Here is a 20,799-nt window from a genome sequence, read left to right on the forward strand (position 1 = left end):
GCGTCGACGCCGCCGGGCTCCTCCCGTCGCCCTGCGGATAGCACCGCCCGCCCCCGCGAGCGAGGCTCGACACCGTCATTTCGAGCCATATGCGGAAGGGGGCGCTGATGAACGCGATCGCCGACATCGATTGGCCGTCCAGCGATTTCACGCGGGTGCCCTACCGCGTGTTCGTGGATCCGGAGATCTACAAGCTCGAGCAGGAGCGCATCTTCCGCGGTCCCATCTGGGCCTATCTCGGCCTCGAGGCGGAGGTGCCCAACCCGGGCGACTACAAGACCACCTTCGTGGGCGACACGCCGATGGTGCTCCAGCGCACCATGGACGGGGAGCTCGCCGCCTTCGAGAACCGCTGCGCCCACCGCGGGGCGATCGTGCGCCGCGAGCCGTTCGGCAACGACACCGAGCACCGCTGCGTCTACCACCAGTGGTGCTACGATCTGAAGGGCGCGCTGACGGGCGTTCCGTTCCGCCGCGGCGTCCAGGGCAAGGGCGGCTACCCGAAGGACTTCGACCTCTCCAAGCACCCGATGCGGCCGATGCGGGTGGCGACCTACAACGGCGTCATCTTCGGCACCTTCTCCGACGCGACGCCACCGCTCAAAACCTTCCTCGGCACCTCGATCTGCGCCTATCTCGACCGGCTCTTCCACAAGCCGGTGAAGGTGCTCGGCTACCTGCGCCAGGACATCAAGTCCAACTGGAAGCTCTATACGGAAAACGTCAAGGACCCCTACCACGCGGGGCTGCTCCACCTCTTCCACGCCACCTTCGGTCTCTATCGCTCCACCCAGAAGGGCGCGGTGCTGATGAGCGAGAGCAAATTCAATAGCGTTCTCTACAATATCGGCGGCAACTACGATAAGGATCTCGCCGAAGAGAACTACAAGAACCAGAAGAAATACGTTCCGACCGACTACGATCTCTATGACCCGCAGCTGCTCGCCAGCCGGCCCGACTTTCCGGACGGGATCGCCAACATGATCATGTGCATCGCCCCGACGGTGGTGGTGCAGCAGATCATGAACACCATGGCGACGCGCAACATCCGCCCCAAGGGTCCGGGTCAGTTCGAGCTCTTCTGGACCTATTTCGGGTTTGCCGACGACGACGAGGAGCTGACCCAGATCCGCCTCACCCAGGCGAACCTCATCGGCCCGTCCGGCTACATCTCCATGGAGGACAGCGAGGCGACCGAGATGGTGCAGGACAACGCCGTCGTCCGCTCCACCGGCGACACGGTGATCGAGATGGGCGGCCGCGGCGAGATCCACGACCTCGACTATCTGATCTCCGAAATGCCGATCCGGGGCTTCTGGAGCCACTACGCCAAGCTGATGGCGGAGCCGCCGGCGCTGCAGGAGGCCGCGGAATGAGCCTTGCCGAAGCCGCCGCTCCGCTCGAGAGCGACCTCCTCCTGCAGCACCAGGTGACGCAGTTCCTCTACGCCTACGCCCGCTGCCTCGACGAGGACCGGCTGGAGGACTGGCCGACGTTCTTCGACGACGCCTGCTTCTACGGCATCCTCCCGCGCGAGAACGCCGTGAAGGGCCTGCCGCTGTGCGTTCTCAGCGCCCGCACCCAAGGCATGCTGAAGGACCGCGTGAAGTCGCTCCGCGAGGCCAATATCTACAACCTTCACTATCCGCGCCACGTTGTCAGCAACGTGGAAATTCTCGCGTGCCGGTCGGACAGTCTCGACGTGGTTTCCAATGTCACCGTCTATCAGACCGACATGGAAGGGCGGACCACATTATTTTGCGTCGGTCAATACAACGATCGTCTCAATCGAAAGGACGGCGGAGCGCTGAAGATCGGTTCGAGAACGGTGACGATCGACACGTATAACATTCCAAATCTGCTTGCGATTCCAATTTGATTGCGCAATCGTCCACAGTAGACGCAAGCCGAGTGCAGATCATGACATCATCACGCAAAATTCTCGCGATCGCGACCGCTGCCGTGTGCGCCGTGGGTCTCGCCGCCGCCCCCGCCCGCGCGCAGGAGGACCCGGTCAAAATTGGTTTCCTCGCCACCATGTCGGGTCCGCCGGGGATCATCGGCAAGCACCTTTATGACGGCTTCATGCTGGCGATCAATCAGGCCAAGGCCGAGGCGGGCGGCCGTCCCATCGAGGTGATCGCCGTCGACGACGAGCTGAAGCCCGACCTCGCCGTCGCCAAGGCGCAGGAGCTCATCGAGCGCGACGAGGTGGACTTCGTCGCCGGCATCGTGTTCTCGAACATCCTGATGGCGGTGTTCCGGCCGATCACCGAGAGCGAGACCTTCCTCATCGGCGGCAATGCCGGCACCTCCACGGTGGCCGGGCGGCGGTGCAGCCCGTATTTCTTCTCCACCAGCTACCAGAACGACCAGGTCCACGCCGTCATGGGCAAGTACGCCGAGGACCAGGGTTACAAGAAGGTGGTCCTGCTCGCCCCGAACTACCAGGCGGGCCGCGATTCCGTCGCCGGCTTCAACAGCGAATATACCGGCAACGTGGTCGACACCATCTACGTGCCGCTCAACACGCTGGACTTCTCGGCCGAGCTCGCTCGGATCGCCTCGGCCGAGCCCGATGCGCTGTTCACCTTCATGCCCGGCGGCATGGGCGTCGCGCTGGTGAAGCAGTTCCGCCAGGCCGGGCTCGCCGACAAGGTGGTGTTCCTGTCCACCTTCACCGTCGACGAGGCCACCATGATGGCGACGAAGGACGACGCGCTCGGCCTCTACGGCTCCGCCCAGTGGGCGGCGAACCTGCCGGCCGAAGGCAACGCGGAGTTCGTCTCCTCCTTCAAGGAGACCTACGGCTATCAGCCCGCCCTCTACGCCGCCCAGGGCTTCGACATGGGCCTCCTGATCCTCTCCGCGATCAACGCGGTCGACGGCGACCTCTCCGACAAGGCGGCGGTGCGCAAGGCGATCGCCGCCGCCGACTTCAAGTCGATCCGCGGCGACTTCAAGTTCAACACCAACCAGTTTCCGATCCAGGACTTCTACCTGACCCAGGCGGTCAAGACCGAGGACGGGGACTACGTGATGAACGCCGTCGAGACGGTGTTCGAGGACGCGGCCGACAGCTACGCGTCCGAGTGCAAGATGTAGCACCCGCCGGGCTCCGCGCCGCGGAGCCTGCCTGATCCGGCGGCCCGGCCTCGTGCCGGGCCGTCCGCTCGACGGGGCGCGTCCGCCCCGTGACGACGGCCCAAAGGACCCCGATGGACACGACGCTCCTCCTCGTCCAGCTCCTCAACGGGCTGCAGCTCGGCGTTCTGCTTTTCCTCGTGGCGGCGGGGCTGACGCTGGTCTTCGGCATCATGGACTTCATCAACCTCGCCCACGGGGTGCAGTACATGGTGGGCGCCTATCTCGGCGTCGTCTTCCTCGCCCTCACCGGGTCCTTCCTCCTGACGATCCCGCTGGTGCTCGTCGGCTCCTTCCTCATCGCGGTGGTGCTCGAGCACCTCGTGTTCCGCAAGCTCTACCGGGCGAGCCATCTCTCCCAGGTGCTCGCCACGGTGGGCGTGCTCCTCTTCATCACCGAGCTCGTCGAGATCATCTTCGGCCCGCAGCTCTACCAGATCCCCATTCCGGCCTTCCTCGACGGAGCGGTGCCGCTCACCGACACGCTGCAATATCCGGTCTACCGCCTGGTGGTGATCGGGCTCGGCCTGATGCTCGCCGTGGCGCTGTGGCTCGCCGTGTCGAAGACGCGGCTCGGTGCGCTGGTGCGCGCCGGCGCCACCGACGCGGAGATGGTGTCGGCGCTCGGCGTCGACGTGGAGCGCCTCTTCCTCTTCGTGTTCGCCTTCGGCGGCATGCTGGCGGGGTTCGCCGGGCTCGTCGCGGCCCCGATCGTCGCGGTCGAGGCCCACATGGGCAACCAGGTGCTGATCCTCTGCTTCGTCGTCATCGTCATCGGCGGCATCGGCTCCATCGAGGGGGCGTTCCTCGGCGCGCTCATCGTGGCGCTGGTCGATACGCTGGGCCGCACCTTCACCACCGACATCATGAAGCTCCTCGTCGACCCGAGCGCGGCCACCACCATTGGCCCGGCGCTTGCTTCGATGCTGATCTATCTCCTGATGGCGGTCGTCCTGTTCTTCAAGCCGCGCGGGCTCTACCCGGCGAAGGCTTGAGCGCGTGACGGACCGGCAACGAGCGGATCACATGGCAGACACCACCCTCGACCCCGCCACCATGGCCGCGCCGCAGCGCGCCGGCGGCGGGCCGTCCATGGCGGCGATCGTGTCGCCGCTCCTCTTCTTCGCCCTCTTCGCCGGACTGCCGTTCCTCCTCGGCAGCGGCGACACCTTCGTTCTCACCATCGCCTCGCGCATTCTCATCATGGCGCTCGCGGCGATGAGCCTCGACCTGATCCTCGGCTACGGCGCCATGGTCTCCTTCGGCCACGCCGCCTTCATCGGCATCGGCGCCTACGTGATCGGCATCGCCTCCGAGCACGGCATGGAGGAGATCGCCATCACGCTGCCGATGACGCTCGCCATTTGCGGCGCCTTCGCGCTGTTGATGGGCGCGGTCTCGGTGCGCACGTCGGGCATCCAGTTCATCATGATCACCCTCGCCATCGGCCAGATGGCCTATTTCGGGGCGACGAGCCTCGCCCGCTATGGCGGCGACGACGGCCTGACCCTCTGGGGCCGCTCGCTGGTGTTCGACACCCGCCTCCTCGGCGACACCACCACGCTCTACTACGTCATCCTCGCGACCCTCGCCGTCTGCTACGTGCTTTTGTCGGTGATCGTCGCCTCCCGATTCGGCCGGGTGCTGCGCGGCATCAACGAGAGCGAGAAGCGCATGGAGGCGCTCGGCTATCCGGTGGACCGCTTCCGTCTCACGGCCTTCGTCATCGCCGGGGCGATCTGCGGTGTCGCCGGCATTCTGCTCGCCAACCTCACGGAGTTCGTGAGCCCGGCCTACATGACCTGGGACCGCAGCGCCGACCTCATCATCATCCTCGTCATCGGCGGGCTGGGCCGGCTTCACGGGGCGCTCTGGGGCGCCTTGGTGCTGTTGGGGCTCGAGGAGGCGATCCCCTGGCTCTTCTCCGACATCCTCGCCCCGCTGGTGTCGCCGGTCGAAGGGGGCGGCGGGTTCGGCGCCTGGTGGCAGCACGTCTGCGCCGTCATCGCCGAGAACTGGCGGGTGATCCTCGGCCCCATCCTGGTCCTCGTGGCGCTCTATGCGCGCGGTGGCCTCGTGACCCTTCTCGGGCGGGAGGGGCGGGCATGAGCGCGCTCGTCGTCGACGGCCTCAAGAAGCGCTACGGCGGCCTCACGGTGACCGACGACGTGTCGATCACCGTGGAGGAGGGCGAAATCCACGCCGTGATCGGCCCCAACGGGGCGGGCAAGACCACGCTGGTCAAGCAAATTTGTGGCGATGTCGCGCCGGACGAGGGCAGCGTCAGCCTCTACGGGCGCGACGTGACGCACTATTCGGTGCACCGCCGCGCCCAGATGGGCCTCGGCCGCACGTTCCAGATCACCTGTCTGCTCGAGGGCTTCACAGTGCTCGAGAACGTGGCGACGGCGCTGCAGGCGAAGCGCGGGTCGAGCTTCCGCTTCTTCCGCCCGGTCGCCACCGAGCGGGCGCTGAACGACGCGGCCTTCGCGCTCATCGCGCGCGTGGGGCTCGCCGAGCGGGCGGGCGAGCGCGTCGCCAACCTCTCCCACGGCGAGCACCGCAAGCTGGAGCTCGCCGTGGCGCTCGCCACCGAGCCGAAGGTCCTCCTCCTCGACGAGCCGCTCGCGGGCACCGGCCCGGAGGAGGTGGAGCCGCTCATCGTCCTCCTCGGCGAGGCGCGCAAGAGCGTGCCGATCCTCCTCATCGACCACGACATGCATGCCGTCTTCTCGCTCGCCCACCGCGTCACCGTGCTCGTCAACGGGCGGGTGATCGCGACCGGCAGCCCCGCCGAGATCCGCACCAACCCCGCCGTGCTCGAAGCCTATCTCGGCGAGGAGGGGGAACTCGCCCACACGGAGGCCGCCGGTGCTTGAGGTGGAACGGCTCGAGGCCGGCTACGGGGCGAGCCGCGTCCTCTTCGACGTCACCTTTCAGGTGGCGTCCGGCGAGGTGGTCTCGCTGCTCGGCCGCAACGGCATGGGCAAGACCACCACGGTGCACTCGATCTTCGGCATGGTGAGCCCCCGCGGCGGCCGCATCGCCTTCGCCGGCGCGGAGCTTTCCGGCCGCAAGCCGTTCCAGATCGCGAGCCTGGGGCTCGGCCTGGTGCCGGAGGGGCGTCGCGTCTTCCGCTCGCTGACGGTGGTGGAGAACCTCACCGCGACGGCCCGCGCCGCCGCGAGCGAGGCGCGCTCGCCGTGGACCACCGACGCGGTGTTCGCCCTCTTCCCCCGCCTCAAGGAGCGCACCCGCCACATGGGGAGCCAGCTCTCGGGCGGGGAGCAGCAGATGCTCGCGATCGGCCGCGCGCTGATGACCAACCCCCAGCTCCTCGTTCTCGATGAGGCGACCGAAGGCCTCGCCCCGGTGATCCGCCAGGAGATCTGGGCCTGCCTCACCCGTCTCAAGGGGGAGGGGCTCGCCATTCTCATCGTCGACCAGAATCTGGAGGCCTTGACGCGCCTCGCCGATCGGCACGTGATCGTGGAGAAGGGCCGCACCGTCTGGAGCGGCGACAATCAGAGCTTCATCAACATGCCGGAGCTCAGGACGCGGCATCTCAGCGTCTGACCGGCCAAGAAGGAGGGGACGATGGCGGATCTTGAGGCGGGCGTCACCCGCGCGGGCGAGGGCATCCTGCCGGAGGCGTGGGACATTCTCGGCCAGACCTACACGCCGAAGATGGTGTGCGAGAGCTCCTTCACCTGGGAGGCGCTGTTTCCGCCGGGCACCTTCGTGCCGCCGCACGTCCATCCCGACCAGGACGAGTTCATCTACGTCTTCGAGGGCACCTTCGACCTTCTCCTCGACGGCAAGCCGGAGACGGCGTCGGCGGGCGATCTCATCAAGCTGCCCCGCGGCATCGAGCACGGCATCTTCAACAAGTCCGACGCTCCGGTGAAGTGCCTCTTCTGGGTGAGCCCGACGCAGAAGCTCTACGACCTCTTCGTGGCGATCGACGGCGTGCCCGACCCCGAGAAGGTCGTCGCCCTCGCCGCCGCGCACAACATCCACTTCGCGCCCCCGCCGGCCGAGTGATGGGCGGGCCGAAGGTGATCGTCGCGGGCGCCGGCATCGGCGGCCTCGCGACGGCCCTCTACCTCCACCGCGCCGGCATCGAGGTGGAGGTGTTCGAGCAGGCCGGGGGGATCCGCGAGCTCGGCGTGGGCATCAACGTGCTGCCCCACTCCACGGCGGAGCTCGCCGACCTCGGCCTTCTCGAGGCGCTCGACGCCGTGGCGATCCGCACCGGCACGCTCGTCTACCAGAACCGCTTCGGCCAGACGGTGTGGAGCGAGCCGCGCGGCGTCGCGGCGGGCTACGACGTCCCCCAGTTCTCGATCCATCGCGGCCGCCTGCAAGGGGTGCTCTACCGCGCGGCGGTGGAGCGGCTCGGGGCGGAGAAGATCCACACCGGCCACCGCCTCGTCGCCTTCGAAGAGGACGGGACGGGGATAACCGCCCGCTTCGCGACCCCCGAGGGTATGGCGGTGACGGCGCGGGGCGACATCCTCGTCGGTGCCGACGGCATCCACTCCGCGGTGCGGCGGATCTTCTTCCCCGAGGAGGGGCCGCCCGCCTGGAACGGCATGATGATGTGGCGCGGCGCCGCGATCACCGAGCCCTTCGGCGACGGGCGCACCATGGTGATCGCCGGCGGCATGGACGCCAAGGCGGTGATCTATCCGATCGCCGACGAGGCGGACGGCAAGCAGCTGATGAACTGGGCGCTCTGCGTGCGCGAGGGCGACGGCAGTGTCCCGCCGCCACGGCGGGAGGACTGGAACCGCGTCGGGCGCTGGGAGGACATTGCCGCGGGCGTCGATCTCTTCACCCTCGACGTCCTCGACTTCAAGGACCTTATCTTGAAGAGCGGCGACTTCTACGAGTACCCGATGTGCGACCGCGACCCGCTTCCCCGCTGGAGCCACGGCCGTGCCACGCTGCTCGGCGACGCGGCGCATCCGATGTATCCCGTCGGCTCGAACGGGTCGGCCCAGGCGATCCTCGACGCCAAGGCGCTCGCCGGGCTCCTTTCGGAGGGCGGCGACCCGGTGGCGCTCCTCGCCCGCTACGACGAGGAACGCCGGCCGAAGACCGCCGAGATCGTCCGCCTCAACCGCAAGGGCGGGCCGGAGCGGGTGATCGACGTCGTCACCGAGCGCGCCCCGAACGGCTTCGACAATCTCGACGACGTGGCGAGCCCGGAAGAGCTCGAGGCGATCGTGAAGGGCTATGCGGGCAAGGCCGGCTTCACCACGGAGGTGGTCAACCGCCCCGCCGCGGCCGGCTGATCGCGCGTGAACCGTCCGGAGGGTGATCGTCGGTGAACGAGGAGCATGTGGCGATCGTCGGCGCGGGCCAGGCCGGCGGTCGCGTCGCCGTGGAGCTGCGCCGGCGGGGCTTTGACGGCGCCATCACTATCTTCGGCGCCGAGCCCTACGCCCCCTACGAGCGTCCCGCCCTTTCGAAGACCTATCTGACCGGCGAGGTGGCCGCCCCCGTCGACGTCTACGACGACTGGGCCGGCCTCGGCGTGACGCTCGCCGTCGACACCGAGGTCGGGGCCATCGACCTGCCCGGCCGCCGCGTGCTCGCCGGTGCGAGGGCACACGATTTCGACCACCTGGTGATCGCGACGGGCGGGGTCGCCCGCACGCTCGCCGTTTCCGGCCCCACCATTCTCACCCTGCGCACGCGGGCGGATGCGGACCGGCTGCGTGGCCTCCTCGTGCCCGGCGCCACGGCGCTCGTCGTCGGCGGCGGCGTCGTCGGCATGGAGGTGGCCTCGAGCCTCACGGCGAGCGGAATGACGGTCGTGGTGGTGGAAGCCGCGCCCCGCCTGATGGGGCGCGCGCTGCCGGCCGAGCCCGTCGCCCAGCTCACCGAGCGCCACCGCGACAATGGCGTCGACATCCGCCTCGGCGCCCGCCTCGAGGAGCTTGTGGCGACCGCCGACGGCGTCGTCGCCCGGCTCGCCGACGGCACGCGGATCGATGCGGCGTTCGCCCTCTGCGGCGTCGGCATGACGCCGGCGGACGGGCTCGCGGCCGCGGCGGGCCTCACCGTCGACGACGGGGTGGTGGTGGAGCCCGTCACCCAGAGCGTCGGCGCGGAACGGGTCTATGCGGTCGGCGACGTCGCCCGGCCGGCCGGGGCGCGCCGCATCGAGAGCTGGGCCCACGCCAACGAGAGCGCGGCGCGGGCCGCCGCGGCGATCCTCCGACGACCGCCGCCGGCGCCGGTGCCCGCCTGGTTCTGGACCGATCAGGCCGGCGTCAACGTGCAGGCGGTGGGCCGCTTCGAGGCCGACCGCGTCGTCGCCCGCCCCGAGGGCGACGGCACCGTCTGGCTCTACCTCAAGGACGGTCGCCTCGTCGGCGCCGTCACCCTCGCCGCGTCCTCCCAGATGGGCGCCCTGCGCCGCGCCGTCGGCGCTTCCGTCGGCACCGTCCCCCTCGACGATGCCGATCGCCCCCTCCGATCCCTCCTGAAGGCACTTCGATGACCGAAACCCTCTACCGCGGGATGGACCGCGCGGAGCTCGACCGCCAGTACAACGCTCGCAACACGGTGCCGGACTTCACCATCTACGTGGACGAGTATCGCGCCCGCACCGACGCCGCGAAGGCCGCCGGCACCGCCCATCTCGACGTCGCCTACGGCAGCGCCGAGATGGAGGTGTGCGACATCTATCCGGTGCCGGGCGAGGCGAAGGCTCCGGTCTTCGTCTATATCCACGGCGGCTACTGGCGGGCGATGACGAAGGACGAGTCGGGCTTCATGGCGCCGCAGTTCGCCGCGGCGGGCATCGCCACCGTGGCGCTCAGCTATTCGCTCGCCCCCGCCGTCACGCTGGAGACGATCGTCGAGGAGTGCCGCCGCGCTATCGCCTTTCTCTACCGCGAGGGGGCGGGCTACGGGCTCGATCCGGAGCGCATCGTGGTGGCGGGCTCCTCGGCGGGCGGCCACCTCACCGGCGTCACCATCACCGGCGACTGGCAGGCCGGGGAGGGGGTGCCCGCCGACGTCGTCAAGGCCGCGATGCCGATGTCGGGGCTGATGGACCTCGAGCCGATCCGCCTCTGCCACGTCAACGACTGGCTGGGGCTCGACGCGGCGCGGGCGGCGGCGATGAGCCCACTCTCCCTGATCGACGCGGGGCCCGCCGAGCCGCCGATCCTCACCGTCGTCGGTGGCGACGAGACGGCCGAGTTTCGCCGCCAGACGCACGACTTCGCCGCCGCCTGGCGGGATGCGGGCCGCTCCGGCCGCTCCATGGAGGTGCCCGGCCGCAACCACTTCGACACCGTGCTCGAGTTCACCAAGCCGGACAGCGACCTCTTCGCCGAGACCGTCGCCCTGATCCGCAGCCTCTAAGGCGGAGTCCGCGGCCTAGGAGGGGAGGGCGACGAGCACCTTGCCGTCCTCCACCTTCACCCGGTAGCTCGCCACCGGCGCCGTCACGGGGGCGGACTGGGGCGAGCCGTCGCGGACGTCGAAGAGACCCTGATGCAGCGGGCATTCGATGAAGCAGCCGTCGAGGTAGCCTTCGGAGAGCAGCGCGGCGCCGTGGCTGCAGACGTCGTTGATCGCATAGACCTCGCCCTCGAACGGGCAGAGGGCGATCGCCGTGCCGCCCAGCTCCACCGAGAGGGCCATTCCCTCCTCGAGGGCGTCGATGTCGCTGATGCTGGCGGCGACCACCCAGTTCGTCGTCTCCTCGGTCCCGCTCATCACTCTCCCCTACCTGCGGCTTTCTCCGGTGGTGCCACCGCCCGAGGTGGGCCGCCATCGCAACAGCGGCGCCGATGGCCCCAAAGCGTCGCCATGCTCCACCGCGACGCCGAGCGTCGCTGCACGGGATCCGCGACGTTGTGCGGACGGCGGCGCCGTCCTGCGGATGGGAGGCGGACGCGGAAGGGGCGATGGTGGCGAGGATCGGGAGGGCTGGCGATGGCGACGAGCGGAGATACGATCGAACGGGTGAGCCGCGCGGCCATCGCAGCGGGCCTTGCCGCCGTGCGCGCGGCGCGGCCAAGGGCGGTGATCGGCGCCGACCTTTCCGGTGACGCCGCGGGGGCGGGGATCGAGACCGTCGCCCCGGTGCTGCTCGCCGACGGGTGCCGTCGCTTCTTCGTGCAGACCGTCGAGGAGGCGCTCGATCTCCAGCGCCTCCTCTATAGCCGCTGCGTCGAGGCACCCATCCGCGTGCTCGACGGACCCGAAGGGATGCCCGCCGCCGAGGCCTTCGACGTCGAGCGCGTGGCGGGGGCGCTGAAGAATTTCTACGGCGATCCCTTGCCCTATTCGCCCGACGTCGCGGGCATCGTGCCCGTGCTCGGGCGCGCCGGCGACCTCGACTGGTGGCGCGGCGATCGCGGGCCATCGTTGGAGGGGGCCGCCATCGGCGTCGGTGAGGGAGGCTTCGCGCTCGCCGATGCGGTCGCTCTGGCGCGTGCCATGCCGCCGGCGGAGCGGCGCTCGGTGGAATGGGTCGTTCGGTTGCCGCCCGGCGACGCGGGTGCCGAGCTCCTCGCCGCCGTCCTCGCCGAGCTTCTGCCGCTCGGCATGGTCGCGGGGCGGACCGCGCCGCTCGGCAGCCTCGCCGACGAGGCGCATTGGGACGCGGCGATCCCCGACGATGTCGGCGGCTGCCCGCTGGAGGTGCGGGCCGGGCCCGAGGCGCTGGGCTTCGCGCCGCCCCGCTGAGGCGGCCTCACTGGGTCGAGGCGGCCTTGCGCAACGTGTCCGACGGGCGTTCGGCGTACCTTTGGCGGTAGAGTTCGGCGAAGCGGGAGAGGTGGCCGAAGCCGGAGGCGAGCGCGATCTCGGTGACGCTCGCCCCCTCGCCCGCCTGCTCCAGGCGGCGCCGGGCGAGGGCGAGGCGGGCCTCGCGCAGCCACGTGAGCGGCGAGCAGCCGTGCACCGAGCCGAACGCGCGCTGCAGCGCTCGGGGTCCGACGCCGGAGGCGGCGACGATCTCGGCGAGCGTGACGGGCTCGCCGATCCGCTCCATCATGAAGCGGCGGGCGCGCACCACCGAGGCCGGCGCGATGCTGCCGCCCGGCGCCTCCAGCGCTTCGGTGCACGAATGGGGGAAGGTGCCGAGCATCGCGAGGATGAGTTGTTCCTCGCTCGCCCGCGTCACGAGGCGGCTCGCCGCGCCGGCCTCGGTCGCCCCGAGGCGGGCGAGGGTGCTCACCATCGCCGCCACCGCGCCGCCGCACCGCGTCATCGGCACCGCCGTCGCGTCGAAGGCGAGGGGGGCGAGATGGCCGCTCGCGACGCTGCCCAGGCAACGCTGGACGTCGGCCTTGGCGATCTTGACGATGATCTGGTCGCAATCGTCCGACCAGCGCTTGATGAAGGGGCGGTTGGCGTCGAGCACGAACATGGTGCCCGGCGTGCCGACGATGCCGGAGTGGCCGTAGTCGATCTCGCAGGAGCCCGCGAAGGTCAGCTCCAAGAGGAAGAAATCCTCGAGCTCGCGCGAGTGGACGTCCACCGCCTCGCCGTAGGCCATGGCGTTGAGCGTCATGCGGGGGCTCGCGAGCATCTGGTGGCTGAACGCGATCGACCGCCCATCGTCGCGCGCCGTGAGGCGATGGGGGCGGAACAGGGTGGACACGTAGGCCCGCGCATCGCCCACGCTGTGGGTCGCGTAGGTCGTGGCCCGCTCGGCCAGGAACGGGGCGCGCCACTCGGGCGCGCCGGGGGTCAGGGGGGTCATGGTGTCGCCTCGCCCAGGTGACGCGAACTATTCTTGATCCAATTCAATATTCGTACCAAGTGGACCCGGGAACTCAGATGGGGGTGGCGCCGAGCATGGCGCACCAGGCGCGGTAGCTATCGTTGATCACGCGGGCGCGGGCAAAGCGCGGCACGTCGTCGTCGATGGTCTCGAGCGTCTCGACGACGAAGCCCTCCGCGCCCTCTGCCCGCCAGGCGTCGCGCAGCCCGCCGAGGGGCTGCGCGCCGTGGTCGCACATGAAGGCGATGCGGTTGGCGATCGACGTCAGGTCCACGGCCCGCGACACCCACGTCTCGCCGGTGCGCCGCGAGCGGATGGCGACGATGCCGGCGCGTCGCTTGCGCTCACGGTACGCGGCCGCCGCCTGCTTTCGGGTATGGTTCATCCTCGCCTCTCCTGTGACGTCGCGGCGCCGATATATAACCCGGATAAAATTTGCGTAAAGGAATTTATCCGGGTATTAGACGTCCCGGAGGTGATCGAATGCACGATGTGACGACGATGGCGGTGGCCTTTGCCGGGGACCGGCAGATCGCCCGAGGGCCGTTGCTGGAGGTGGCGCTGGCGGTGGCCGCCGTCGCCGAGGACGCGCTGGTCTTCGAGGAGGCGACGGGGCGCGTGCTGGACCTCGATCTACGGGGTGGAGCGGAGGCGATCCGCGCGGCCCTCCTGCCGTGCGAGGCGGCGAGCGAGGCGCCGCGGGGGAGGGGGCGGCCGCGCCTCGGCGTGGTGGCGCGGGAGGTGACGTTGCTGCCCCGGCACTGGGCGTGGCTCGCGGCCGAGCCCGGCGGGGCGTCGCAGGCGCTGCGCCGCCTCGTGGAGGCGGCGATCAAGGCCGACGAGGGGCAGGGCGTCGCGCGTTCGGCGCGCGAGGCCGCCTACCGCTTCATGCTGACGATGGCGGGCGATCGCCCCGGCTTCGAGGAGGCGACGCGCGCGCTCTTCGCCGGCGACGGCGCGGCGTTCGCGCAAAGGATCGCCGATTGGCCCGCCGACGTGCGCGACGCCGCTGCGAGGATCGCCGCGCCCGGCCTCGACTGACCCGCCGGGCGCAGTCTCGGCCGGCGGGCTGCGGTGCCTGTCGAGACCCTCGCCGCAGCCGTATGAAACGGTGAGTGTCAGCAAAATTCCAATATTGCGAAATTTGATTGACAGTCGAACGATCTTCGTTGGTTACTGCGCCTGCTGTTAAACGAGGCAGAACCGAGAAGTGATGGCCGGATATGCAGATTGCTCTTGAGCTGAGCAAGATGTGCTGGGTTTTCAACCCGACAGCGGGCCCGACCACCCGCCGGATGCGCACCGGCGGGCTCGATACTCTTTGACGGCGGCTTTTGTGCCTTGCGTTCCTTCCCCTTTTGTCGACCGATAAGGATGACCGAATGCATTCGAAGATGATCGGCGCCGCTGCGATCCTCGCCAGCATAGCTTTGACCCCCGCGACAGCCAGCGCTGAGGAGACCATCGAGCTCAACATGGCGACCCCGTGGTCGGGTGGTCACTGGCTCGAGATCGGCGCGAACTCCTACGCCAAGATCGTCGAGCAGATCACCGACGGTCGCGTGAAGATCAACGTGTTCCCCGCCGGCACTCTCGGGCCGGCGCTGAAAGTCACCGAGACGGTGCAGATGGGCATCGCCGACATGGGCCATGCCTGGGGCGGCTACGACTGGTCGGTCGATCGCACCAGCGCGCTGTTCGGCGGCTGGCCGGGCGGTCCCAACCCCGAAGAGTACATGATGTGGCTCTACAACGGGAACGGGCTGGCGCTGTGGAAGGAGTGGCGCGACGACGTGTTCGACGTCGTGGCGATCCCCTGCGGCGTGACCGAGACCGAGATCTTCATGCACGCCCACAAGCCGGTCCGCACGCCGGAGGACCTCCAGGGCCTCAAGCTGCGCACCTCGTCCGCCTGGGCCGAGATCGCGCCCAAGCTCGGCGCGTCGACGGTGGTGCTGCCGGGCTCGGAAGTGTTCTCGGCGCTGGAACGCAAGGTGGTGGACGCCATCGAGTGGGGCGGCCCGGGCGGCAACCTGCAGGAAGGCTTCGACAAGATCGCGCCCTACATGATGATGCCGGGCCTGCACTCGCCGTCCGCCGTGCACGACTGCATCTTCAACAAGGCGGCCTGGGAGCGGATCCCGGAGAAGGATCAGAAGCTCCTGGAGCTCGCCGGCAAGATGACGATGCTCGAGACCTATCTCGGCTACGCCAAGATGGACATCGCCGCCTACCAGCAGATGAAGGAATCCTCGCCCGCCGAGATCGTTCTCGTGGAGGACAGCCTCGTGAAGGCCGTCGGCGAAGCGTCCGACGAGTGGGCCGAGGAGCAGGCCGCCAACAACGCGTGGTTCAAGAAAGTCTACGAGGACCAGGCGGCGTTCCTCGATTCCATCTCCGGCCTCAGCGAGTTCCGCTTCGCCCCGGGTTCGCGCTGAACCTTGCGGCGCCCGCGCTCCGGTGCGGGCGTCGATCGCCGGCGACGCGCTCGACTGCCGCCCGGGCGGGGATGCTCCCTGGCCGGGCGCTCGGCGCCCGCTCGCCCGGACCCCTTCCGTCGAACGAGAGGGCTCATGCGACTTCCTCTGTGCTCCCCCGTGCGCCGTCGATCCCGGTCGGCCGCGTCTCCTGACACCGGCGACGCGGTGAGGCGCCGATGATCGCCTTCGTCCGCATCGTCGAGACCATCTCGCTGTGGTCGGGCCGGATCGCGGCGCTGCTCATCGTGCCGCTCGTCCTGTCGATGACCTACGAGGTCTTGAGCCGCTACCTCTTCGACGCGCCCACCCAATGGGCCTTCGAGGTCAGCTACATGATGATGGGCACCATCTTCCTGCTCGGCCTCGCCTACGCGCTGCGCAACGACGCCCACGTCAACGTGGACTTCATCCACGCGCGTCTGCCCAAGCGGGCGATGGCGGCGATCGACATCGTCCTCTTCATCGTCCTGCTGGGCCTCATGGTGTGGCTCACCCGCGCGTTGGTGTTCGACGTTCTGCGTGTCTACAAGACCGGCGAGGGGTCGGGCCTTTCGGCATGGAACCCGCCGCTGTGGCCCTACCGGATGGTGGCGGTGACGGGCTTCGCCCTCTTCACGCTGCAGCTCGTGGCGACGATCGTGCGCCGCCTTCTCATCCTCATGGGGCGGGAGATGCCGCCGCCGGGCCATCATCCCGGCGAGATTTCCGAGCAGGCGGGCACGGCATGATGGGCGATGCCGTCCTCCTGATGCTGCCGGCGCTGATCGTGCTGATCATCGTCGGCTTCCCCATCGCCTTTTCCATGATGCTGGTGGCGCTGGGCTTCGGCCTCTACCGCTTCGGCGACATCCTGGTGCTCCAGTTCGCCCAGCGGGTGAACGAGGTGGCGTCGAACTACGTGCTCGGCGCGATCCCTCTCTTCATCTTCATGGGTGCGGTGCTGGAGCGGGCCGGCATCGCCGAGCGCCTGTTCGACGCGCTCTATATGTGGACGCGGCGCCTACCCGGCGGTCTCGCCATCGCGGCGCTTCTGATGTGCACCATCTTCGCCGCCGCCTCCGGCGTGGTGGGCGCCACCGAAACGCTCGTCGGCATGCTCGCGATCCCCGGCATGCTGAAGCGCGGCTACAACAACTCCCTCATCGCCGGCACCATCTGCTCCGGCGGCTCGCTCGGCACCGTCATCCCGCCGTCGATCCCGGTCGTCGTGCTCGCGCCCATCGTCACGCTGCCGGTCGGGGACCTCCTCGCCGGCATTCTGGTGCCGGGGCTGATGATGGCGGGGATGTTCATGATCTACATCGTCGTCGCCTGCACGCTGAAGCCGGACCTTGCGCCGGCCGACCCGGAGCCCGACACGCGCAGCCTCGGCGAGAAGCTCGCCTTCACCGCGTTCGCCCTGGTGCCGCCGGCCTTCCTCATCGCGACCGTGCTCGGCACCCTCTTCGCCGGCCTCGCGACGCCTACGGAGGCGGCGGCCTGCGGCTCCTTCGGCGTGGTGCTCCTCGCGATTTTCTACCGCCGCTTCTCCTGGCGCCTCATCTTCGAGGCCTCGATCCGCACCGTGTCGCTGACGGCGATGATCCTCGCCATCGTGCTCGCCGGGTCGATGTTCTCCGGCGTGTTCTTCGCCTCCGGCGGCATGATGGCGGTGAAGGGCATGCTCAACGCCTTCGGGCTCGACACCTGGTCGGTCATCGCGGTCATCCTCGTCATCACCTTCGTGCTGGGCTTTGCGGTGGACCTCATCTCCATCGTGCTCATCATGATGACGATCGCCGTGCCCGTGGTGCGCACCTACGGCGTCGACCCCTTGTGGTTCTCGATCGTCTTCCTGGTCACGCTGCAGACGAGCTATCTGACGCCGCCGATGGCTCCGTCGATCTTCTATCTACGCGCCATCGCGCCGCCGGAAATGAAGCTGAAGCAGATGTATTGGGGCGTCATCCCGTTCATCTGCTGCCAGCTCGTGGTGCTCGCGCTACTGTTGACCTTCCCGGCGCTCGCCACCTGGATGCCCAAGCTGATCTATGGATGACTGGAAGCCGCGGCCCTTCGAGGGTGGCCCTTCAAGGAGAGACACCATGACCACCGACACGCTGGGCGATGCCAAGGTGCTCGGCCCGGACGACGGCGAGAGCTTCTGGCAGCCCGTCCCCGCCAACGGCTTCGTCCGCAACCTCTTCAACAACGACAACGTGGCGGCGACGCAGAACTTTGCCGTCGGCACCCAGACGGTGGCGCCGCACTCCTTCATCCGCGAGCACACCCACGACCGCAACGAGGAGGTCATCTACGTGGTCGAGGGCAAGGGCCTTGCCCGGGTCGACGGGGTGGAGCACCCGATCGAGAAGGGCTCGTGCCTCTATCTCGGCCACAACCGCAAGCACACCTTCATCAACCCCAACGACGAGCCGATGACCTTCGTCTGGTTCTTCATGCCCGGGGGGCTGCACGGCTTCTTCGCCGAGATCGGCCGGCCCCGCACGCCGGGGGAGGCGGCGCCGGAGCCTTTCCCGCGGCCGCAGAATGTTGCCGAGATCGAGCAACGCACCGTATTTGGCTGGACCGACAACAGCCACGGCCCGAAGGACTGAGCCCATGATCTACGAAGAACGCGACTATCACGTGCACCCGGGCAAGCTCGCCCGCTTCGTCGCGCTCTATCGCGACCATGGGCTCGACATTCAAAAGAAATATCTCGGCACCTTCTACGCCTACTTCACCACCGAGATCGGTGAGCTCAACCACGTGGTGGCGCTGTGGAGCTATACGAGCCTCGACGATCGGGCGCAGCGGCGCGCGGCGATGATGGCCGACCCCGCCTGGCAGGACTATCTCGCCAAGGTCGACGGCCTCCTGGAGCGGCAGACGACGCGGGTGCTGACGCCGGTCGACTTCTCGCCGATGCAATGACGGCCTTCGGGGTCACGACGGACGATGGCGCCCATCTCCTCGCCGCGCGCGAGGGGGCCGGGCCGCCGCTCGTGCTCGTCAGTGGCCTCGGCGGAACCGCCGCCTTCTGGCGGCCCGTGGTGGCGGCGCTCGCCGGCGAGGCGGAGGTGATCACCTTCAGCCAGCGCGGTATCGCGGGCTCCGGTCTCGGGTCGCACCCCGTCACCATCGACCGCCTCGCCGACGACGTCGCGGCGGTGATGGCGGCGGCCGGCGTCGCGCGCGCCACCGTGATCGGCCACTCGACGGGCGGCTGCATGGTGCAGGCGCTGGCGCGGAGGGCGCCGGAGCGGGTGGCGCGGCTCGGCCTCAGCGGCACCTGGCTCGCACCGAGCCGCTTCATGACGGCGCTCTTCACCACGCGCCGCCGCATCCTCGCGAGCGATCCCGACGCCTATGCCGCGCTCGCCGCCCTGTCGTCCTACCCGCCCGGGTGGCTGGAGGAGAACTTCGCCACCTACGAGGCGGCGGTCGACACCGCCCCCCGCTGCGCGAGCGCCCGCCGCGTGGTCGACGAGCGCATCGGGGCGCTCCTCTCCTTCGATGGCCGCTCCGGCCTCGACGCTCTCGCTATGCCGGCGCTGATCATCGGCGCGCAGGACGACATGGTGGTTCCCGCCTTCCTGCAGCGCGGCCTCGCGGCCGCCTTGCCGCACGCCCGCTTCGTGATGCTGTCGGGCGGCGGCCACTTCTTCCCGCGCACGCGCACCGCCGACTTCGCCGACGCGGTGCGCGCTCTGATGGCCTCCGACTGACGTGATCCCGCCGACCAACCTCTCGGAACGACGATGACCAGCCTCGCCCCTTCGCCCAGCCTCTCCACCGTCCTCTCGGGAGGCGATCGATGAGCCGCGCCGCTTCCGGCCTCGCCGGCAAGACGGCGGTGGTGACCGGCGCCGCCCACGGCATCGGCCGCCGCGTCGCGATGGAGCTCCTCGCGGAAGGCTGCAACGTGGCGATCCTCGACGTCGACGAGGCCGCGGTGCGCGCCACCGCCGCCGAGCTCGGCGTGAGCGCCGTCGCCGCCGACATCTCCGACGCGGCGGCGGTGGAGGTGGCGGCCGCCGAGCTCGGCGCCACGCTCGGTGCGGTGGACATCCTCGTCAACAGCGCCGGCGTGTGCCTCCTCGGGCCGCTCCTCGAGATGCCGCGCGAGGAGTGGGACCTCACCTTCGCCGTCAACGTCAACGGGCTCTTCAACATGTGCCGGGCGATCGTGCCGGGCATGGTGGCGCGCCGGCAGGGGGCGGTGGTGAACGTCGCCTCGTGGATGGGCAAGCAGGGGGTGGGGGCCTACGGCGCCTACTGCGCCTCGAAGTTCGCCGTGGTGTCGATGACGCAGACGCTGTCCCACGAGGTCGGCCCCTCCGGCGTGCGCGTCAACGCGGTGGCGCCGGGGCTCATCGTGGAGACCAAGATGCGCGACGATTCGGAGAAGCTGCGCAAGGCGCAGGGTCTGCCGCTCGCGGCCGACCGCGCCGGCGACATCCCGCTGCGTCGGCCGGGCTATCCCGTCGACGTCGCCAACGCCATCGTCTTCCTCGCCTCCGACCACGCCGCCTACGTCACCGGCGAGACGATCAACGTCACCGGCGGCATGTGGAACGACTGACGGGAACGAGGGGGGAGTGGGACGCATCGCACGCATGCGATGGTCGGAGCGGCGGGATTCGAACCCACGACCCCTTGACCCAGCCACTTTCTGGGGGTCCGTGGGCGTTCGGTGGCGATCGTCTCGGCGCTATAACTCAGGGAAATTGCGGCCTATCTATTCGCCTGCGTTCGGGTGGCATCGCCTGTACGCGGATCGGAGAGTGGCCCCCAAATGGCCCTCAATTGGGCTCGTAGAGCTGAAGCGGGCGATTCTGGGGGCCAGGCGCATATGGCCGGCCTTCGGCGACAGCGGCGATGAACGTGCGAACTTTGGCCTCCACGTAGAGGGCGACCTTTCCGACCTTGCGACCCTTCGGAAACGCGTTGTCCCGCTCGAGCTCGTAGACCCGAGTTTTTCCCAATCCTACCATTTCGAGCACACGCGCCCGCGGCAGCAATTTCCCGTAATCGATGGGGTGTCCGATCCGCTCGCGTATGTCCATTGGCGCCCGTCTCCGTCCGGTTTTGATCACAACCCAAACTGTTATTAATGCAATGTTGGGATCAAGCTAATTTTTCGACTGGCGGCTGGCTGAGGGCGACTTGTGCCGATCAAGCCTTTATACGTCTATCCAACCTTTGGTCGCGGTGCGGGAGGCGCCGCCGCTGCGCGTGCAGTGGAGGCGACGTGGACGATATCGATAGAAGATTCCTGGCGACGCTGAACGATTTGCAGTCGCGCGGGATGGTCGAGGAGGCAACGGTGATACTGGAGGTGGTCGGCGAGCTTGCCGAAATAATCTCCTCTGCCGGAGACTCCATACCATCGACGAGTGAGATCGTCGCCCAAGTCGCGCGGTAGGACAC

25 protein-coding genes are annotated in these 20,799 nt (G+C 68.9%); 21 read left to right on the forward strand and 4 right to left on the reverse strand.

The window, feature by feature from the left end; genetic code table 11:
* Positions 1-107 precede the first annotated feature (107 nt).
* From JCR33_RS09050 to JCR33_RS09100, 11 genes are all read left to right on the forward strand, one after another.
* Positions 108-1,376 carry a Rieske 2Fe-2S domain-containing protein gene (locus tag JCR33_RS09050; protein WP_198881727.1) on the forward strand — a complete coding sequence of 423 codons (1,269 nt, stop codon included), beginning with the start codon at positions 108-110 and terminating at the stop codon, positions 1,374-1,376.
* The gene (locus JCR33_RS09055; protein ID WP_198881728.1) at positions 1,373-1,879 is read left to right on the forward strand and encodes an aromatic-ring-hydroxylating dioxygenase subunit beta; all 507 of its coding nucleotides are present in this window, start codon (positions 1,373-1,375) and stop codon (positions 1,877-1,879) included. The genes JCR33_RS09050 and JCR33_RS09055 overlap by 4 nt, the downstream gene beginning before the upstream one ends.
* Positions 1,880-1,920: 41 nt before the next feature.
* The gene (locus tag JCR33_RS09060) at positions 1,921-3,105 is read left to right on the forward strand and encodes an ABC transporter substrate-binding protein (RefSeq protein ID WP_198881729.1); all 1,185 of its coding nucleotides are present in this window, start codon (positions 1,921-1,923) and stop codon (positions 3,103-3,105) included.
* A gap of 113 nt (positions 3,106-3,218) precedes the next feature.
* Complete coding sequence (locus JCR33_RS09065) at positions 3,219-4,139, forward strand: branched-chain amino acid ABC transporter permease (RefSeq protein ID WP_198881730.1); 921 nt, start codon at positions 3,219-3,221, stop codon at positions 4,137-4,139.
* 31 nt (positions 4,140-4,170) lie between these two features.
* Positions 4,171-5,253 (forward strand): branched-chain amino acid ABC transporter permease, encoded by a 1,083-nt coding sequence (locus tag JCR33_RS09070; protein WP_198881731.1) that lies wholly within the window; start codon positions 4,171-4,173, stop codon positions 5,251-5,253.
* Entirely contained in the window at positions 5,250-6,023 is a 774-nt protein-coding gene (locus JCR33_RS09075; protein ID WP_198881732.1) for an ABC transporter ATP-binding protein, read from the forward strand. The genes JCR33_RS09070 and JCR33_RS09075 overlap by 4 nt, the downstream gene beginning before the upstream one ends.
* Positions 6,016-6,720 carry an ABC transporter ATP-binding protein gene (locus tag JCR33_RS09080; RefSeq protein WP_198881733.1) on the forward strand — a complete coding sequence of 235 codons (705 nt, stop codon included), beginning with the start codon at positions 6,016-6,018 and terminating at the stop codon, positions 6,718-6,720. Before JCR33_RS09075 ends, JCR33_RS09080 begins: the two co-directional genes overlap by 8 nt.
* A 21-nt stretch (positions 6,721-6,741) precedes the next feature.
* Positions 6,742-7,188: a cupin domain-containing protein gene (locus tag JCR33_RS09085; protein WP_198881734.1), complete on the forward strand. Its 447-nt coding sequence runs from the start codon at positions 6,742-6,744 to the stop codon at positions 7,186-7,188.
* Positions 7,188-8,444: a flavin-dependent oxidoreductase gene (locus JCR33_RS09090; RefSeq protein ID WP_198881735.1), complete on the forward strand. Its 1,257-nt coding sequence runs from the start codon at positions 7,188-7,190 to the stop codon at positions 8,442-8,444. Before JCR33_RS09085 ends, JCR33_RS09090 begins: the two co-directional genes overlap by 1 nt.
* Positions 8,445-8,476: 32 nt before the next feature.
* The gene (locus tag JCR33_RS09095) at positions 8,477-9,658 is read left to right on the forward strand and encodes an NAD(P)/FAD-dependent oxidoreductase (protein ID WP_198881736.1); all 1,182 of its coding nucleotides are present in this window, start codon (positions 8,477-8,479) and stop codon (positions 9,656-9,658) included.
* Positions 9,655-10,530, forward strand: coding sequence for an alpha/beta hydrolase (locus JCR33_RS09100; protein WP_198881737.1), 876 nt, complete (start codon positions 9,655-9,657; stop codon positions 10,528-10,530). Before JCR33_RS09095 ends, JCR33_RS09100 begins: the two co-directional genes overlap by 4 nt.
* A gap of 15 nt (positions 10,531-10,545) precedes the next feature.
* On the opposite strand, the gene JCR33_RS09105 is transcribed toward JCR33_RS09100, so the two are convergent.
* Positions 10,546-10,887 (reverse strand): non-heme iron oxygenase ferredoxin subunit, encoded by a 342-nt coding sequence (locus tag JCR33_RS09105; protein ID WP_198881738.1) that lies wholly within the window; start codon positions 10,885-10,887, stop codon positions 10,546-10,548.
* 219 nt (positions 10,888-11,106) lie between these two features.
* Between JCR33_RS09105 and JCR33_RS09110 the strand changes: the two genes are divergently transcribed.
* Positions 11,107-11,862 carry an alanine racemase gene (locus JCR33_RS09110; protein ID WP_198881739.1) on the forward strand — a complete coding sequence of 252 codons (756 nt, stop codon included), beginning with the start codon at positions 11,107-11,109 and terminating at the stop codon, positions 11,860-11,862.
* A gap of 7 nt (positions 11,863-11,869) precedes the next feature.
* Here JCR33_RS09110 and JCR33_RS09115 read toward each other — a convergent pair whose 3' ends face one another.
* Entirely contained in the window at positions 11,870-12,883 is a 1,014-nt protein-coding gene (locus JCR33_RS09115) for an AraC family transcriptional regulator (protein WP_198881740.1), read from the reverse strand.
* A 73-nt stretch (positions 12,884-12,956) separates the two neighbouring features.
* Positions 12,957-13,289, reverse strand: a complete 333-nt coding sequence (locus JCR33_RS09120) for a GIY-YIG nuclease family protein (protein ID WP_198881741.1) — start codon at positions 13,287-13,289, stop codon at positions 12,957-12,959.
* Between the two features lie 98 nt (positions 13,290-13,387).
* Between JCR33_RS09120 and JCR33_RS09125 the strand changes: the two genes are divergently transcribed.
* The 8 genes from JCR33_RS09125 (at position 13,388) to JCR33_RS09160 (ending at position 19,951) form a co-directional block, all read left to right on the forward strand.
* Positions 13,388-13,945, forward strand: coding sequence for a DUF2239 family protein (locus tag JCR33_RS09125; protein WP_198881742.1), 558 nt, complete (start codon positions 13,388-13,390; stop codon positions 13,943-13,945).
* A 341-nt stretch (positions 13,946-14,286) separates the two neighbouring features.
* The gene (dctP, locus tag JCR33_RS09130; RefSeq protein WP_211110173.1) at positions 14,287-15,342 is read left to right on the forward strand and encodes a TRAP transporter substrate-binding protein DctP; all 1,056 of its coding nucleotides are present in this window, start codon (positions 14,287-14,289) and stop codon (positions 15,340-15,342) included.
* A gap of 218 nt (positions 15,343-15,560) precedes the next feature.
* A complete protein-coding gene (locus JCR33_RS09135; RefSeq protein WP_198881743.1) occupies positions 15,561-16,112 on the forward strand; it encodes a TRAP transporter small permease subunit in 552 nt (183 codons plus the stop codon).
* Positions 16,109-17,422, forward strand: coding sequence for a TRAP transporter large permease (locus JCR33_RS09140; RefSeq protein ID WP_211110174.1), 1,314 nt, complete (start codon positions 16,109-16,111; stop codon positions 17,420-17,422). The genes JCR33_RS09135 and JCR33_RS09140 overlap by 4 nt, the downstream gene beginning before the upstream one ends.
* 46 nt (positions 17,423-17,468) lie before the next feature.
* A complete protein-coding gene (locus JCR33_RS09145) occupies positions 17,469-17,981 on the forward strand; it encodes a cupin domain-containing protein (protein ID WP_198881744.1) in 513 nt (170 codons plus the stop codon).
* A 4-nt stretch (positions 17,982-17,985) separates the two neighbouring features.
* Positions 17,986-18,300, forward strand: a complete 315-nt coding sequence (locus JCR33_RS09150) for an NIPSNAP family protein (RefSeq protein ID WP_198881745.1) — start codon at positions 17,986-17,988, stop codon at positions 18,298-18,300.
* On the forward strand, positions 18,297-19,094 hold the full coding sequence (locus JCR33_RS09155) for an alpha/beta fold hydrolase (RefSeq protein ID WP_198881746.1): 798 nt from the start codon (positions 18,297-18,299) through the stop codon (positions 19,092-19,094). The genes JCR33_RS09150 and JCR33_RS09155 overlap by 4 nt, the downstream gene beginning before the upstream one ends.
* A gap of 89 nt (positions 19,095-19,183) precedes the next feature.
* Positions 19,184-19,951, forward strand: coding sequence for an SDR family NAD(P)-dependent oxidoreductase (locus JCR33_RS09160; RefSeq protein WP_198881747.1), 768 nt, complete (start codon positions 19,184-19,186; stop codon positions 19,949-19,951).
* Between the two features lie 220 nt (positions 19,952-20,171).
* On the opposite strand, the gene JCR33_RS09165 is transcribed toward JCR33_RS09160, so the two are convergent.
* Positions 20,172-20,435, reverse strand: a complete 264-nt coding sequence (locus tag JCR33_RS09165) for a helix-turn-helix transcriptional regulator (RefSeq protein ID WP_198881748.1) — start codon at positions 20,433-20,435, stop codon at positions 20,172-20,174.
* 185 nt (positions 20,436-20,620) lie between these two features.
* On the opposite strand from JCR33_RS09165, the gene JCR33_RS09170 reads away from it, so the two are divergent.
* Positions 20,621-20,794 carry a hypothetical protein gene (locus JCR33_RS09170; RefSeq protein WP_198881749.1) on the forward strand — a complete coding sequence of 58 codons (174 nt, stop codon included), beginning with the start codon at positions 20,621-20,623 and terminating at the stop codon, positions 20,792-20,794.
* The last annotated feature ends 5 nt before the right edge of the window (positions 20,795-20,799 follow it).

Source organism: Acuticoccus mangrovi (assembly GCF_016411865.1).
Lineage (GTDB): Bacteria > Pseudomonadota > Alphaproteobacteria > Rhizobiales > Amorphaceae > Acuticoccus > Acuticoccus mangrovi.